Annotated in this window: 15 protein-coding genes and 1 tRNA gene; 7 read left to right on the top strand and 9 right to left on the bottom strand. The window is 39.0% G+C overall.

The genetic code is table 11. The features are described from left to right. On the top strand, positions 1–1,494 hold the full coding sequence (locus tag ACM0OP_RS12670) for a thioester reductase domain-containing protein (RefSeq protein ID WP_414528769.1): 1,494 nt from the start codon (positions 1–3) through the stop codon (positions 1,492–1,494). Positions 1,495–1,907: 413 nt separating this feature from the next. After that, positions 1,908–2,711, top strand: coding sequence for an SDR family NAD(P)-dependent oxidoreductase (locus ACM0OP_RS12665; RefSeq protein ID WP_414528768.1), 804 nt, complete (start codon positions 1,908–1,910; stop codon positions 2,709–2,711). A gap of 9 nt (positions 2,712–2,720) precedes the next feature. Here the strand turns inward: ACM0OP_RS12665 and hetI are convergent, their stop codons facing one another. The 5 genes from hetI to yidD form a co-directional block, all read right to left on the bottom strand. Next, positions 2,721–3,440 carry a 4'-phosphopantetheinyl transferase HetI gene (hetI, locus tag ACM0OP_RS12660; RefSeq protein ID WP_414528767.1) on the bottom strand — a complete coding sequence of 240 codons (720 nt, stop codon included), beginning with the start codon at positions 3,438–3,440 and terminating at the stop codon, positions 2,721–2,723. A 141-nt stretch (positions 3,441–3,581) separates the two neighbouring features. Next, complete coding sequence (locus ACM0OP_RS12655) at positions 3,582–4,877, bottom strand: hypothetical protein (RefSeq protein ID WP_414528766.1); 1,296 nt, start codon at positions 4,875–4,877, stop codon at positions 3,582–3,584. A gap of 65 nt (positions 4,878–4,942) precedes the next feature. After that, a complete protein-coding gene (locus ACM0OP_RS12650) occupies positions 4,943–5,632 on the bottom strand; it encodes a hypothetical protein (protein ID WP_414528765.1) in 690 nt (229 codons plus the stop codon). Positions 5,633–6,751: 1,119 nt separating this feature from the next. Next, positions 6,752–7,768 (bottom strand): sulfate/molybdate ABC transporter ATP-binding protein, encoded by a 1,017-nt coding sequence (locus ACM0OP_RS12645; protein ID WP_414528764.1) that lies wholly within the window; start codon positions 7,766–7,768, stop codon positions 6,752–6,754. 104 nt (positions 7,769–7,872) lie between these two features. Further along, positions 7,873–8,352 (bottom strand): membrane protein insertion efficiency factor YidD, encoded by a 480-nt coding sequence (gene yidD / locus ACM0OP_RS12640; RefSeq protein ID WP_414528763.1) that lies wholly within the window; start codon positions 8,350–8,352, stop codon positions 7,873–7,875. 202 nt (positions 8,353–8,554) lie between these two features. On the opposite strand from yidD, the gene chlP reads away from it, so the two are divergent. Next, positions 8,555–9,775 (top strand): geranylgeranyl reductase, encoded by a 1,221-nt coding sequence (gene chlP, locus ACM0OP_RS12635; protein WP_414528762.1) that lies wholly within the window; start codon positions 8,555–8,557, stop codon positions 9,773–9,775. A 150-nt stretch (positions 9,776–9,925) separates the two neighbouring features. Here the strand turns inward: chlP and ACM0OP_RS12630 are convergent, their stop codons facing one another. Together ACM0OP_RS12630 and ACM0OP_RS12625 are read right to left on the bottom strand one after the other, a co-directional pair. Continuing rightward, positions 9,926–11,047, bottom strand: a complete 1,122-nt coding sequence (locus ACM0OP_RS12630; protein WP_414528761.1) for an ABC transporter permease — start codon at positions 11,045–11,047, stop codon at positions 9,926–9,928. 48 nt (positions 11,048–11,095) lie between these two features. Further along, positions 11,096–11,962 (bottom strand): Npun_R2479 family HD domain-containing metalloprotein, encoded by an 867-nt coding sequence (locus tag ACM0OP_RS12625; protein ID WP_414528760.1) that lies wholly within the window; start codon positions 11,960–11,962, stop codon positions 11,096–11,098. 350 nt (positions 11,963–12,312) lie between these two features. Between ACM0OP_RS12625 and ACM0OP_RS12620 the strand changes: the two genes are divergently transcribed. The 4 genes from ACM0OP_RS12620 to ACM0OP_RS12605 all read left to right on the top strand — a co-directional run bounded on the left by ACM0OP_RS12620 (position 12,313) and on the right by ACM0OP_RS12605 (position 14,751). Further along, positions 12,313–12,384, top strand: a tRNA-Gly gene (locus tag ACM0OP_RS12620). A gap of 510 nt (positions 12,385–12,894) precedes the next feature. Continuing rightward, positions 12,895–13,632, top strand: coding sequence for a TIGR04255 family protein (locus ACM0OP_RS12615; RefSeq protein WP_414528759.1), 738 nt, complete (start codon positions 12,895–12,897; stop codon positions 13,630–13,632). Then, positions 13,632–14,174, top strand: coding sequence for a hypothetical protein (locus ACM0OP_RS12610; protein ID WP_414528758.1), 543 nt, complete (start codon positions 13,632–13,634; stop codon positions 14,172–14,174). The genes ACM0OP_RS12615 and ACM0OP_RS12610 overlap by 1 nt, the downstream gene beginning before the upstream one ends. Before the next feature lie 7 nt (positions 14,175–14,181). Continuing rightward, positions 14,182–14,751, top strand: a complete 570-nt coding sequence (locus ACM0OP_RS12605; protein WP_414528757.1) for a hypothetical protein — start codon at positions 14,182–14,184, stop codon at positions 14,749–14,751. A 96-nt stretch (positions 14,752–14,847) separates the two neighbouring features. Here ACM0OP_RS12605 and ACM0OP_RS12600 read toward each other — a convergent pair whose 3' ends face one another. Next, on the bottom strand, positions 14,848–15,087 hold the full coding sequence (locus tag ACM0OP_RS12600; RefSeq protein WP_414528756.1) for a hypothetical protein: 240 nt from the start codon (positions 15,085–15,087) through the stop codon (positions 14,848–14,850). Beyond that, positions 15,084–15,515, bottom strand: a complete 432-nt coding sequence (locus tag ACM0OP_RS12595; protein ID WP_414528755.1) for a putative toxin-antitoxin system toxin component, PIN family — start codon at positions 15,513–15,515, stop codon at positions 15,084–15,086. The genes ACM0OP_RS12600 and ACM0OP_RS12595 overlap by 4 nt, the downstream gene beginning before the upstream one ends. Positions 15,516–15,762 lie beyond the last annotated feature (247 nt).

Below are 15,762 nucleotides of genomic sequence, written 5' to 3'. Positions count from 1 at the left end.
ATGACTCTAAAAGCATCCTATAGTGCGGCAGATATTCAAGCCTGGTTGGTGGATAATTTGGCTGAGTTAATCGATTTAGAAGCTGATGAGATAGATATAAATGAAAATTTAGAAACCTATGGTTTGGATTCAGCCCAAGCAATGACTTTGGTCAGCAAATTAGAAAAAATGCTGGGCTTTCAACCTTCTCCAGTTTTACTATGGCACTACCCCAATATTGCGGCGCTTTCCCAGCGTTTAGCAGAAGAATTACAAGCAGGTTTAGAGGTTGAAGATGGTCAAGTTAATTCTTCAGTTGTCAATTTGGCTGCTGAAGTTGTGCTTGATGCATCTATTCATCCTAGTAATGCTGTTAGTGTGTCTAATGGTGAACCTAAACATATATTTTTAACTGGGGGAACTGGCTTTTTAGGTGCTTTTATTATCCGGGAATTACTCCAAGAAACGGATGCGGATATATATTGCTTAGTCCGCGCAGCTAATACAGTAGAAGCTAAAACTAAATTGCAAAAGAATTTAGAACAGTATGCAATTTGGGATGAGAAATTTAATTCTCGAATTATTGCTATTGTTGGTGATTTAGCTCAACCTCTGTTGGGTATTGATGCTGAACAGTTCCACATTTTAGCTGGGAATATTGATGTCATTTATCACAGTGCGGCTTTGCTGAATTATGTTTATCCCTATTCGGCACTGAAAACAGCTAATGTTTTAGGAACTCAAGAGGTTTTAAGATTAGCTTGTCAGACTAAAGTTAAGCCTGTACATTATGTTTCTAGTGTGGCTGTTTTTGAATCCAATGCTTATGCTGGTCATTTGGTGGAAGAACAGGATGAGTTTGATCATTGGGAAGGTATTTATCTCGGCTATTCCCAAACTAAATGGGTGGCTGAAAAGTTAGTTAAGGTGGCTCGTGATCGAGGTTTACCTGTAACTATTCACAGACCACCATTAATTTCTGGTGATAGCAAAACTGGTATTTGTAATACCCATGATTTTATCAATTTGATGACAAAGGGATGTCTACAAATGGGTAGTTTCCCGGATGTAGATTATATGTTGGATATGTCCCCTGTGGATTATGTCAGTAAAGCTATTGTTTATCTATCACGCCAAAAACAATCTCTTGGTAAGGCGTTCCATTTACAACATCCTCAACCAATTTCTCTGAAGGATTTAGTGGAATGGGTGCGCTCTTTTGGTTATCCTGTAGAGATGATTCCCTACGAACAATGGCAATCTCAGTTAATCAATAATGTCTCTTCTGTAGAGAATCCTTTATACACTTTGCGTCCTTTTTTACTAGAACGCTGGTCTGATGAACAATTAACTATTCCCGACTTGTATCTGCAAGCGAGAAGACCAATTATTAGCTGTCAGCAAACACTTAAAGCCCTCTCTGGTAGTTCGATTGTTTGTCCCCCAATTGATGCTCAATTACTTATGACTTACACTTCCTACTTGATTCAAACTGGTTTTTTAACTCTTGCCTAGTTTTGATTATAACTAGGATTGATTAAAGATATAAATCTTTGGTAGAGATGTTTGAAAACGTCTCTACTTTTTTTATAATTCTGTTTTTAGGGTTAACTAAAATTTAGGATTTCATTAAAACTAACTATCTGTAGGGTTTGCTAATAAAAAAATATTTGAACGCTACTAAATAATCCGGAAAGTTACTATTAATTTTTATAAAAAAAAGGTGAAAAAATTTTATTAGTTATCATTTCGTATGATCTGTCAAACTTCAATAATTATTTTATTTTGTGGAAAAGTTGAATATATAAGAATTTCGCAGGTTAAGGAAGTACAATAATTTTAGTAGTTACAACCATAATTATCACATTAGATCACGCCTAGTTAAAGTCATAGGCGAATCGAACAAAATGGATTCACTAATATCTCAAATGAACACAACAAATCAAGTCGAGGATCAACAAACTGCTCTGATTACTGGGGCTGCAAGTGGAATTGGTTATGAACTAGCATATATTTTTGCAGCTCATAATTACAATTTGGTCTTGGTAGACCGCATTGAGCTAAAACTCAAAGAAGTTGCCATTAAATTTAAGGAAGAATTTGGTATTTTTGTGACAACTATTGTCAAGGATTTATCTTTTTCTACATCTCCTCAAGAAATTTTTCAGGAGTTGCAAGCAATCAATATTCGGGTTGATGTGCTGGTGAATAATGCCGGGTTTGGTATTTATGGATTATTTCATGAAACAGACTTAACTGCTGAATTGGAAATGCTGCAAGTGAATATGGTCTGTCTGACTCATTTAACGAAGCTATTCCTGAAGGATATGGTGAAGCAAGGCTATGGCAAAATCTTAAATGTTTCTTCGGCGGCGGCTTTTCAGCCTGGGCCATTGATGGCGGTTTATTTTGCTACTAAGGCTTATATTTTATCTTTTTCTGAGGCGATCGCCAATGAATTAGAAGGTACAGGTGTGACTGTGACGGTGCTTTGTCCTGGTTCCACTGAGTCCGCTTTTCATGAACGCACGGGGATGGCAGACTCTAAACTGATGAAGGGTAAAAGAATGATGGATGCGGCAACAGTAGCGCAAATTGGTTATGCTGCCTTAATGAAAGGCCAAACCATTGTCATTCCCGGTGTCATTAATCAAATATTGGCAAAAAGTGTCAGATTCACACCCCGGAAACTAGTGACTAAAATTGTCCGCAATATGCAAGAAGATAAGTAGCAACATCTATCAGTATTGCCAACAGTGCAAATGACAACCAGAGTTAGCCACAACCACAGCCCCAAAATAATCTTCAGCAGGTCTTAGCTCGAAGAGACTCCAATTGTCGGATGTGTGTAACTGGGCGGTTTCTGTGGGAGTTAAGGAGATTTCAATTTGCTCCAACTGCGTTAATCCTTCTCCGGTTGTTTTTAAATAAGCTTCTTTACAAGTCCAATAACGGAAAAATGTTTCTTGCTTTTGCTCAGGAGGTAGCGATCGCATGAGAGCATATTCACTAGGTAAAAAAAATCTTTTAGCTAACGCTTCCACATCAGACTGGCGACGGATATATTCTAAATCTACACCAATGGGATAGTGATAATTAACAGCACACAAAGCTAACCCCTGGGAATGGGACAAGTTAAAACATAAACCACTTTTCGCTAAATTATCCGCTAATATTGGTTTCCCACGCTCTTGATAATCAAACTGAACTTGTTGCGGTTCAATACCCAAGTAGCGACCTAATATACTCCGTAAAATACCACGCCCCGCAATAAACCGTTGTCGATGCTCCTGAAAATGGAATCGGTTGGCGCGAGTTAGTTCATCACTAGAAAGAGTTAGTAGCAAATTTTGTTGCTGTGCTTCTGGGATATCAAGATTAATCCGCCAAACATGAACGTCATTTGTCACTAAACTCAAATTAGTCCGTACAGGTAGCCACAAATCATTAACAGCAGTCATTGATGGAATTACTAGCCTGATATTGCCATTTTGGCACACTTAATTTTGAAACACTGGATACAATATTCATGTGGGATACATTTCATGTGCAAAGTACTAAAGCTTGAAATCCCTCGCCAACTAGTCGAGGGATTTTTTATTTTATCCCTGACTCCGAATCAACCGTTGTTTGTAATTCAATAAGCCGGCGGCCACACTTAACATCATTAAAGCTGACAAAGTAGAGGCTTCTGGTACTCGCTCAGGTGTTTCTGGTTCCTCTGGAGGAATAACGATAGGTGGTTCAATAGGCGGTTCTGGTTCCTCTGGAGGAACGATAGGTGGTTCAATGGGCGGTTCTGGTTCCTCTGGAGGAATAACGATAGGTGGTTCAATGGGCGTTTCTTCCTCTGGAGGAACGATAGGCGGAACAATAGGCGGTTCCACTGCTTCTGACTCACCACCGCCACCAACGAGGAATAACAGAGGTATCAGAGGTAAAAGAGCATAAGGCCACCAAGGGCTAGTTACTGCTGGGACAAAAGTTTCCCCAAATATCGGCGGTACAAACCCAGTCATTACCGAACTTCCTCCTACAGGTGGAAGCGCACTAAAAAAGCTACCCCCTCCCGAAGGTTCAACTGCGGCAATAGTCTCTGGAGCACTAACTAATTGACGACCGAACCAACCATCATTCAGATCCCCTTCAGTGTAGGGAAAAGAAAGCACTCTTAACACAGTTTGTCTGAGTCCGGTTTCATTCCCACGGTTTAACTGACTTAAACCTTGAGAGATATTATCCTGATAAAACTTAGATATCTCTGGGGGTAAATTCAAAGCTCTAATCTGCTCTTGTAGGTTGGGAACCTTGGCGGCTTCTTCAAACAGAACCCGTCCGTAAGCATATTTTAAATCTAGTAATCCATCACGAGGACTGATTTCTCTCCCTCTAGACGGTTGATTCCAAGCAAAGTTTTCTGTAACAGTTCTTAGCCCCGCTACAGGAGTACGACTGACAGTTTCCCCCAGAACGTATCTATATCCATCCACAATGGTGGGGTCTTCATTTCTCCAAAATGAAGCATAGGGAATATTCGGTAGTCGAGGATTGTTATTGTAAAATGCCGCAAATCTCTGGTAGTTATTTTCACCGCCAGTTGCTCGGAGCAATATGTCTTGGTAGGTAGTACCATTAGACTGATTAATTATTCGCTCAATGACTGTTCCAGTTTTATTACAACCGAGACCATCACCAAAAGTACAATCAGGCATAATCCGCATCTGGCGCAGATTACTATTATTCTGGCGTTGAAACTCTAGAAACTCGGACTCTTGTCCTCTGGGAATAGAATTTCTTTCATTGAGCCGTAACTGTGCTGTAGCTGACTCACAAATCGTCAGCACCACCGCCAAAGAAGAAAATAAGAGTGTAAAGCTTTTAAAAGCCGATTTCAACATGATACACCTCCAATAAACCACACATAAAACTTACCAAACGCAATAATTAAAAAACTGGGTGACATTTAACGACTCAGCCTTAACCTTTCTCCCAAAGAAAAAGATTTTTGTCCTTGACTCATCACAGATCCAGAATTTAAGTTACTGGGTGATTGAATATTAATTGTGATGGCTGTACCTTCCAGTTCTCCTCCGGAAAGGTTGTGGTACAAAACTAATGCTCGGTTGGGTTGGTCAAAAAGAAACCCACGGGGTGAGGCTTGTATCTTCTGTTGTTGGACTAAAGAAACAAAACTTTCCAAGTACCTTCTGACACTTTGACGATTTTGTGGACTTGTACTCGTATGATTCCCCACTAGGGTCATAAACAAATCAATTATCCGAGTTTCTTGTCCCTGAATTAAATTACCGTTTTCCAGAAAAGAACTGCCGATGAGTTTTCCATCCTGTACTTGTACCTTAAACAGGGTATAAAATCTGTCCGACTGGTTGGGATCGTTGACATAACACACCCAAGCTCCAGCTTCGTCCTGAATAAAACCTTCATCAGCAAGATAATTTAGGAAAGTATTATTTTCCTGATTTGATAGTGGTGGCAATAAATTAGCCACTGGATCGTTTAAAGAGCAAATTCTCTGGCTGGTTGGTTGTTCTGGTGCAAGAATAGTTTCTTGCGCCATGGTCATAGAAGAAATAGCAGTCAAAGATAATACTTGCATTACCAATGCACTAGCCACGTGAAAAATTATTTTCATTGTTTTTACCTCTCTCTTGGTTTTTAGGTGTAAATTTTACTATTTCTTTTAAATACTAAAAAGGAGAATCGGAGTGTGAAAATTTACATCAATTTTGTTAAGCTTCAGTGATTTTCATGCTGACTTATTTTATACAAAAAAATTAAGTTTTACTTGATTTTCAATATAATTAAGTAAAATTAGCTAGAGATATCCTTGCTAAGGATACACAGGAATCAACCATGCTAACACTTATTACTTTTAACACATAAAGGACAAAAGCTGAGATATTGCCGAGTTTGGCTGCAACTTTTGCCTAGATGAATTTTGACTCTTTCAAACTAATTTCAGTAAATTCTTCAGCTTTCCTTTATCCTTTTCCGTACTGATTTCAGACTTCAACCCTGATCAATTGCAATACCAGTTTTACAAGGATTTATACTCATGTTTTTTAGTGAAACTCTGCCAAATATCATCGATGTTCCCTCAAAGCAAGAATCAAAATTTAACTTAAACTTTCGCAACTTGCTTAAATGAAAATAACCAAGGATTTAATGGCGGTATTTCACTAGTGAATATATCAGTGATAATTACTAGTGTAGTTTAGACAAAATCGCAACTGTGTCTGGCAAGATACCTGAATGTAGAAAGTTAATTTTCTCCAAAAAGCTGTATACAATGATTTTTCAGTCTTTTCCGCCATATTGTAGCATATTTCGTATAAATCACCACATTTTTGGTGATGGCTAGTGTAGTCATGTACTTTTTGAATATGGTTTGCTATCAGATTTATGTAAATGTCAATGTTTACATAGGGGTAATAGTAGCATCAGGTAAAAACAAACAGAATAGGATGTGTATAAGTTTCTAAATTGAACACTGTCAATTTTATCCAAGTTTGACGACAGAATAAGCTATGCACTTGTCAAGCAATTAGAGGGCAATGTTTCTATGCCTCTAAATAACGTCAGTAATTAAAAAGTAATGGCTGCCTAACATAGCATAAATTTAGATGAAAAAATATAAATTTTCTCCCCTAACTACTTTAGTTGTGCAGATGTCTCATATAATTTACGCAAGGACTCTCTAAAACCTTCTTCACTTGTGGTCAGTTTTTTCATAATTTTGCGTAAGTCCTGTCTAAATTGAATAGTGCAGGGGAAAAGACCTTGCATCTTTGGGCTTGACATACACCCGTTCTTGTGGCTCTAACTGTAACTCGTTGAAGCGATCGCGTGTTAAATGAGCTGCTACTACTTGTCCGTCATCCAAAGTTAATTCTATCTGAACTTCCCAACCTAAATGAATCAACCGAGTCACTGTAGCGGGAGTAGTAGTACCATTAGCCTCTTTTTCAATCACGACATCCTGGGGGCGTAAATATACTTGGCTGTCGGACGAATCAAAGCCGCTACTCTGGAAAATCTTGGAGGTGTTGGATAAAACATTCACAGGGCCAATAAAACTCATGACAAAGGCGCTGGCTGGGTGATCGTAAATTTGCGCGGGTGTTCCTACCTGTTCTACACGTCCTCTATTCATCACTACCACTTCATCGGAAACTTCCATCGCTTCTTCTTGGTCGTGGGTGACGAAAACGGTGGTAACATGAACCTCATCATGGAGGCGACGTAACCAGGCGCGCAAATCTTTACGGACTTTGGCATCCAGTGCGCCAAATGGTTCATCTAGTAATAATACCTTCGGTTCTACAGCCAAGGCTCTGGCTAATGCTACCCTTTGTCTTTGACCACCAGACAGTTGTGATGGATAGCGATCGCCTAATCCACTTAATTGCACTAGCTCTAGTAACTGATCTACCCTTCCCTTAATCTTTTTCGCAGGTGTTTTGCGAATTGCTAAACCAAAGCCAATATTCTGGCGCACACTCAGATGTTTAAATAGGGCATAGTGCTGAAATACAAATCCAATATTGCGTTCTTGCACACTTTGATATGTAGCATCCTTACCAGTCAGTAAGATTTTGCCGCTATCTGGTGTTTCCAAACCCGCAATTAACCGCAATAAAGTGGATTTACCAGACCCCGATGGTCCCAATAACGCCACTAGTGAACCACTTTTTATTTCCAGACTCACCTGATCAACGGCTTGAAAATTACCAAAATTTTTAGATACATTCTCAACTACTATGCCCACTGCTGCTGCGCCTCCACAAGTAAGTCTACGGCTTACTGCTAGGATTACCGTGCTTTACATATACCACAGATTAAGATGGTTTAGGTGACTCTGAATCAGACATTTTAGCCGCAACTGCCACAATCGAGAAAGCTACAGTCAGCAGCAGTACAATCAAGGTTAGCGCCGTCAGCACCACTGCAATCAAGGCTAACATTGACCATCTCAGCCAAATTACCACTACACTCGCCACAACTAATACAGTCATTACAGTCAACACTTTGATTACCAGGGTTTTGGCTAGGTGGTTGCGGTTTTTCCGGTTCTCGTTTCTTATCTGGGGTTTGGGCAAAGCGCAGTAACGTAGACCGCAAAATGTCATTAGCTTGCTTACAGGCTTGGAATCGTTCACGAGACTGAATTAGCGCCGCCCGGAAACCATCCTGAATAATCACCCGCTTAAAATATTGAGAGCAAGATTCACCCCCATAGAACACTCTATGAGCGCAAGCAAAACCTTTATGGGGGGAGATGTGTTTTTGATATCCAGTAATTGCAGCAACACCTACTTGTCTAGTTAGGGAGTTGAAGGAGGAAATTTCCATAGAAGCCCATAGATACTAGGTAATAGCTTATGATTCCCATTGACAAGTCCCGATTTGCGATGCTCTACCCCCTCTTTTTGTATAGAAATATTAAGGAATATTGCAATTACCACAAAATCCGCAACAACAGCGCCAAAGCAGGCAAAACTCCGTGATAGGATGCTTGGGTTAAACGTTTTTATCAACTATTGGGAGAAGACCTTTGACACTACGGGTTGCTGTTGTTGGGTCAGGCCCTGCTGGTTCCTCCGCCGCCGAAACGCTGGCAAAAGCTGGGATTGAGACTTACTTATTTGAGCGTAAACTAGATAATGCCAAGCCTTGTGGGGGTGCGATTCCTCTATGTATGGTGGCTGAATTTGAATTACCACCAGAGATTATTGACCGCCAAGTGCGGAAGATGAAAATGATTTCGCCTTCCAATCGTGAGGTGAATATCAATATAGTAAAAGAAGATGAATATATAGGAATGTGCCGCCGGGAAGTGCTGGATGGTTTCCTCCGTGACAGAGCGGCAAAATTAGGGGCAAATTTAATTAATGCCACCGTTCATAAACTTGATATACCAACAAGTAACACTGATCCTTATACAATTCACTACGTTGACCATACAGAAGGTGGTTCACAGGGGATTACTAAAACTCTCAAAGTAGATTTAATCATTGGTGCAGACGGGGCTAACTCTCGCATTGCCAAAGAAATGGATGCTGGGGATTATAACTATGCGATCGCATTTCAAGAGCGAATCCGCCTACCCCAGGATAAAATGGACTACTACAACGACTTAGCCGAAATGTATGTCGGTAATGACGTTTCCACCGACTTCTACGCCTGGGTTTTCCCCAAATACGACCACGTAGCCGTTGGTACTGGCACAATGCAAGTTAATAAAGCCAGCATCAAACAGTTACAAGCAGGTATCCGCGCCCGTGCTTCTGAAAAACTAGCCGGCGGTAAAATCATCAAAGTAGAAGCTCACCCCATCCCTGAACATCCCCGCCCCCGTCGTGTTGTCGGTCGGATTGCTTTAGTAGGAGATGCTGCTGGCTACGTTACCAAGTCCTCTGGTGAAGGTATTTATTTTGCAGCTAAGTCTGGGCGGATGTGTGCCGAAACCATTGTGGAAATGTCCAACAGTGGTGCAACCATTCCCACAGAAAAAGACCTGAAAGTTTACCTAAAACGCTGGGATAGAAAATACGGACTCACCTACAAAGTCCTCGACCTTCTGCAAACCGTGTTCTACCGTTCCGACGCTACCCGCGAAGCATTTGTAGAAATGTGCGATGACCTAGATGTGCAGAAGTTAACCTTTGATAGCTATCTGTATAAAACCGTAGTTCCAGCTAATCCCTTTACACAACTCAAAATTACTGCCAAAACCATTGGTAGTCTGATTCGCGGTAACGCTTTAGCTCCTTAAAAGTTTCCGTAGCAATAGTTTAACCCTTGTAGAGACGTTTCATGAAACGTCTCTATTTTTTTGGCAGACTAATGACCGAAGCAAGTTGGGGGAAAAGAGGCCAGAAGGAAAAGCAAAAACTCGAAAATGATTCTCCCCCTGCTCCCTTCTTTATCTGCGTAAACTGCGGGGATCAAGAGCATCTCTCAGACCGTCACCGAGTAAATTAAAAGACAGCACTGTGAGAATAATTAAAGCAGCAGGCGGCCAAATTAACCAAGGTTGCAGCACCACAATAGAAGCATTAGTCGCTAAAGATAGCATATTGCCCCAGGAAGGATCAGGTTGTTGAATCCCCAAACCAATCAGGCTTAAAACAGCTTCCGCACCAATAAAACCGGGAACCGCTAATGTTGCCGAAATAATGACATAGGTAGCAGTTTGGGGCAGAATGTGGCGAATAATAATGTAAATTGGCTTACCACCCATTGCTCTGGCTGCTTGCACAAATTCCCGTTCTTTTATCGATAGCACTTGTCCCCGAATTACCCGCGCTAAACCCGCCCAACTAATTACCGAAGTAATCACCACAATTAGTAAAAAACGCTGGGTACTAGTTAACCCTGGTGGTAAAACTGCGCCCAAAGTCACCAACAAATAAATTCCGGGAAAAGTCATTAGCACTTCGGCAAAGCGCATGATGACGCTATCAGTCCAACCGCCAAAATAGCCAGAAATACCGCCAATTATTAGCCCCAGGGGAAAGGTAATTAACACCCCGATAATGCCAATAAACATACTAATTCGCCCACCATGTACCAAACGGCTGAATTGATCCCGTCCTTGGTCGTCAGTACCTAAAATATTAATGTAAGCGTCCCCTCTAGTGCCAAATAAATGCCAATCTAAGGGAATACCAGGAAAAATAGTCACTTCTTGCCATTGAGGTGGGAGGGGTAACTTTAACTGGAATAATCGATATTCTGTCCCTGAGACAAATAAACGTAAAGGTGTGGGCTGTTCTAAGTCTACAATTAATAGGCGATCGCCAGTTTCTAAATCAGTATCACCCTGTGTCGTCGGATATATATGAGGGCCAATAAAATTCCTTGGCTCTGATTGTGAAAACCAATAAACTTGAGTTGGTGGTAACAGAGAACCATTAGGCTGTGAAGCAATCGGATCGTAAGGCGCAACAAAATCAGCAGCAATTACCGCCACATAAAAAATTAACAGCACAATTGCCCCAAATTGCGCCAAAGGATTTTTCTGAAGTCTCTGCCACCAATTCATAATTATTTTTTCCTGGTCTATTCCATCAATGACTAATATCTAACTATGTTATTGTTCTAATAAATATAAATTTTCTTCCTGGTTTTTTTCATGTTCTACAACAAAAACATTTGAGTAGAGATTCGCCAAAATTTGTTTACCTTGCTGCGTCAAAGATAGATAATGCAATCCATCCTTAATATAAGGATAAACACCATTCCAATAAAACTTAGCATAGTTTTTACGTAAATCGGCTGGTGTTTTATAACCCAAAACATCATTCATTCCAGTTTCTTCAAACTCGTAGAATAAAGAAGTTATTTTTCTTAAATAACGTGGGTCACTTAATTGACCAATTAAATCAGCCGCACGCACTAAACCCGCAAAGGTAGTAGTATCTTGATGATCCTCTGCTGCGGGTACTGGAAAACGGGTTAATTCAATATTCTTTTTAATTACCTCAGAATCAATTAAAATGTGACCACCAAAACGCTCATCAATAAATAGTTTAGCTCTATCAACATGATAAGGTGTCAGTGCAGCATCAGAAGCCCCAGGATGCAGAGTCACCATCTTACCATCTTGAGCTGTAGCATATACATTTATTGACTCCTGATCGTCTCGGCAAACTCCCTTCACATAGCCAATATCGTGACATAGCAAAGAAATGATAAAATGTAGCCAATCTTCACTAGAAACGCCACCTTCTCGGATATGCTTACCCCGTAAAATCTCTTGACCTACAAGAGTTACTAAAATAGAATGTTCTACATTATGATAGAGGGCATCACTGTTGGCAATATTTTCTAGCGCCATGTTACCAGCCCAAGCGATAATATCTTGGTAATCGTTTTTTGAGCAGCCGTATGTACGCCGATAACCTTCCCTAATTTGCTCAACGAAGGCATCAATTAAAATTTCAGTGGCATTGAACATAATGGTTTCTGTGATTGATAAAATTTTGTATCTTAATCAGTTCAAAATTGCGTTTTCATAGAGAGAATGCAGATTTATCTGTTTTCAGATAGGTATAAATATGATTTTTCTCCATTTTTCTGCCTCGCTCATCATCATAAGGTATATTTTCTCAATTTATATAGAATTATGAAGTTGTAGGTGTACATAAATCACTCAATCTTCAACGGCGATCGCACCCATAACAGAGGACTTATCACCCCCAATGGCGCACTCCTGGTGGAATTTCTGGAAATTTGCTGCCCAGATATGATTTATTTGTGAATATAGTGATATTATAATTGGTGGCTTAATTAAACAAAACATCAGTTGCGGGTGTAATTCAGTGGTAGAATGTCATCTTCCCATGGTGAACGTCGTGGGTTCGAGTCCCATCACCCGCTTTTTTGTTGTACATTCACTAATTATTTGACAGAAAGTGCGCGATCGCATCTTTGGATGAAGGTAAGTCTGTGATTACCGTGTGCTGGATGTTCTTTATGAACAGTTTCAATAAAAATTGAAAGCTTAAATCAAATATAAAAACATACTGGGGTTCGACTCCCCTAACCGCCTTATAAGTTACAAAAAATTGACAAATAAACGCATCTATGATATGATCTAGGTAAAAAGATTTGATAGTTGCTATCAAAGTTATGGTGAATTTGATTAATAATATAAATTTAATTTTCTTATTGTTAAAATAAATCAACATCATAAAAACTGTATCAATCGGACAGCAACAAGCATTTGATGACTACTCTAATGAAGGAATTCTAGTAGTTATTAACCCAAGACATAAAATTATTAACTTAAATCACACTTAACGGTCTATAAAAAGTAATATTATGGTGTGGGACTAATTATAGTGGCACTATGAGTTTTAGTGCCTCACAGTTAAAGCAGGTAAGAACATGGAGGCAAAAATAAATTACACCAAAATACCGATTACTGAAGCTCTTATTGACTTACGCATTAAAACTCCTGTTGATGGAGGGCTAATATCGCTTAATAATTTTGGGCATCAGATACAAGCAGAATATACCAGGAAGGATGAGATAGTTCGCCTTGAGAACAAAATTAATATTGGGCAAGGTGCGACATTTGCATCTGCCAATCAGTCTGTTTTGGGATATCGCTTCTTATCTCCTGATGATAAGCAAATTGTTCAAGCCCGCTTAGATGGATTTTCATTCAGTAGGCTTGCACCTTATCAAAAATGGGAACCATTTCGAGATGAGGCACAACGACTATGGGATATATACCAAATTGCTACTGATTCAAAAACAGTTAGTAGAGTAACTGTCCGTTACATTAATCGGTTAGATTTACCATTACCTTTCAATGACTTCAAAGAATATTTACTAACAGTTCCAGAAATCTCTCCTAAGATATCTCAAGGACTTAGTGATTATTTTATGCAATTACAAATTCCTCAAGAAGATGTGGAAGCAATGCTAGTCCTGACAGAAGCAATTATTCCGCCTTCCGATAATATGATTTCTGTATTATTGGATATCAATTTATTTGCTGATGTTGATTTTGATAGCAATAGGCATGACCACTGGAGGTTACTAGAAACCTTTCGTATTCGTAAAAACGAAATATTTGAAGGTTGTATCACTGATAAAACTAGGGAGTTGTTAAAATAATGGCTACATTCACTTTTGCGCCAACCAATAGCTCATTTGTTCGCAATCTAGCCAAAAAAACACTTACACTTGAGGGGCGAGAGGGAAAGCAGTTAAGCGATCAAATTAATCAAGTAACAGAAAACTTAAAAAGTGATGAATCAATTCAGAGATTATTAAATACCTTTGAAGAGGAGAATCAACAAAGACATCAAAAACTTCTAGATTATATTCAATCTCTGCACTCGGAAGCAATCGCTGGTGAGGAAACCGAGTTTACACTGTCAGTCCTCAAAAAGGCAGAGCAGGTTTGGGATAACTTAAGAAGTGTCTTTTCTTCTCAAAATAAATGCTTGGAAGTACCTGATGCTTGTCCTGGATACAACGATAATTTCATGTATACTTGGTCAAAAGGAGAACACTATCTTGAGTGCGAAATCTTTGGCAGTGGAGAAGTGGAGTTCTTTTACCGTACTAATAATGATGTTTGGGGAGAAGATATAAAAGTTGGACAAGAGTTCTCTACCGCAATTATTGAAAAGGTTGCATTGTTTACTTGGTAACTTATCTATGAAGCTGAATTGTGTTAAAAATTCAGCTTCAGTCCCAGAACATTGCTACGTTATACGTCTTGCTCGTCCGCCAAAAGATTTTTCAGAAAAAAAGAAAATTTTACCAATTCAATTAGATGAAATATTTATTCCTTCATCAGACGACAGAAGAGCAATTCCTCCCCATCTTAGTGTTTGGGTTGAATTCCTTACAACACCAAAGCAAGCATATAATTTCTTGCTAAAAAATAAACCTAATTCAGACAAAAAATTAGTTATTCGTTTGCCAGTTAGTGAAATTCGTAAAATTGTAGGGATTGCTGACAAAGAAAAAACTTACCCAGGGATATTAAATGTTATATGGGTATTTCTTGAAGAATCTGTTAGAAATAAGTGTCCTGGAGCAAAAGGACATTCCGGAATCACTGGAGGATTATTTGAGAAATCATTACCTGATGGACTAACTAAAGGACAACAAAGTAAGTTACGTAAATATTTGCGCTCAGAGTTAGCAAAACTCGCTTCTAATGACTGTTTTTTGCTTGAAGAAGAGAAATTATTAACCGAAAAATCAAATAAACAGGAGTAAAATACAAGAATTTAATTTTTATTGAATTTAACTTTACTACATATATACAAAATAATTTGACAGAACTGTTTAGAGAAATAGAAATGTTTTTCACTCTTAATGTAAAATGTCATAATCTTCTGGTTCTACATCAGGAACTTTAGCTAAAACCTGCCCGAATTTATCCCAACTACCGCGTTTGGCTTTTTCTTCGATATAATCTTTGGTCATCCATGCGGAAACTTGTGCTGATAGTGCAATAGCTACAAGTTGTTCTAAGGATATATTCTCTTTGGCTGCTAAGGTTTCAATTTGCTTATATAAGGATTCGGGGATTTGTACGTTTAAGTTACTCATGATATTTCTCCTATTTGTTGTAAAAATTCTTTAGGAGTTAATACTTTGATGCCAAATTTATCTGCTGTTTGTAAATCTTTCTGATTATAAGTGATAATAAAGTCTGCTTGGCATTCCATAGCTAAATCTATTAAAAAATCATCATCTGGGTCGCGTGCAATCGGTCGCCATAAATAAAAAATGCTACATTGGTTAGATATGGCACAAATAGCTTCTATAATATTATCAATATCTTGATCATTTAGGGTTAACTGATTTTTTTGTCGTTTAAGTATTTCTTCGTACTCAAAAATTAAGGTTGTAGAAATATTTAATTGCCAGCGAGTATCGTTGAGTATGCTTAACAGCTTGTAAGATGCACCACGTTTTGAGCGTAGACCAGCTAGGAGTACGTTGGTATCTAGTATAATTTGATAAGGTCTTGTCATTTTTTACTTTTTTTGCATAGTGGCTGATGTTTAGTTTTTCTCTGTTTGTTTGAGATTATATTAGTTCGCGCATCAGCGAAGCGAAGTACGAAGTACGTTAGGCGCAAAGAAGATGCGATCGCACCGCAACCGCCTAAAATCTATACAGAGATTATCGACTCATGGCAATAGAAGCAAAGAAATTCATTACACTGAATCCCCAATTGCAAGTAAAAAAAAAGAGGTGCGATCGCACCTCCCAAAAGAG

It is taken from the genome of Nodularia chucula CCY0103 (assembly GCF_963923915.1).
Taxonomy (GTDB): Bacteria; Cyanobacteriota; Cyanobacteriia; order Cyanobacteriales; family Nostocaceae; genus Nodularia; species Nodularia chucula.
The sequence above is the reverse complement of the archived record's forward strand: the minus strand, read 5'-3'. Positions and strand labels throughout refer to the sequence as shown.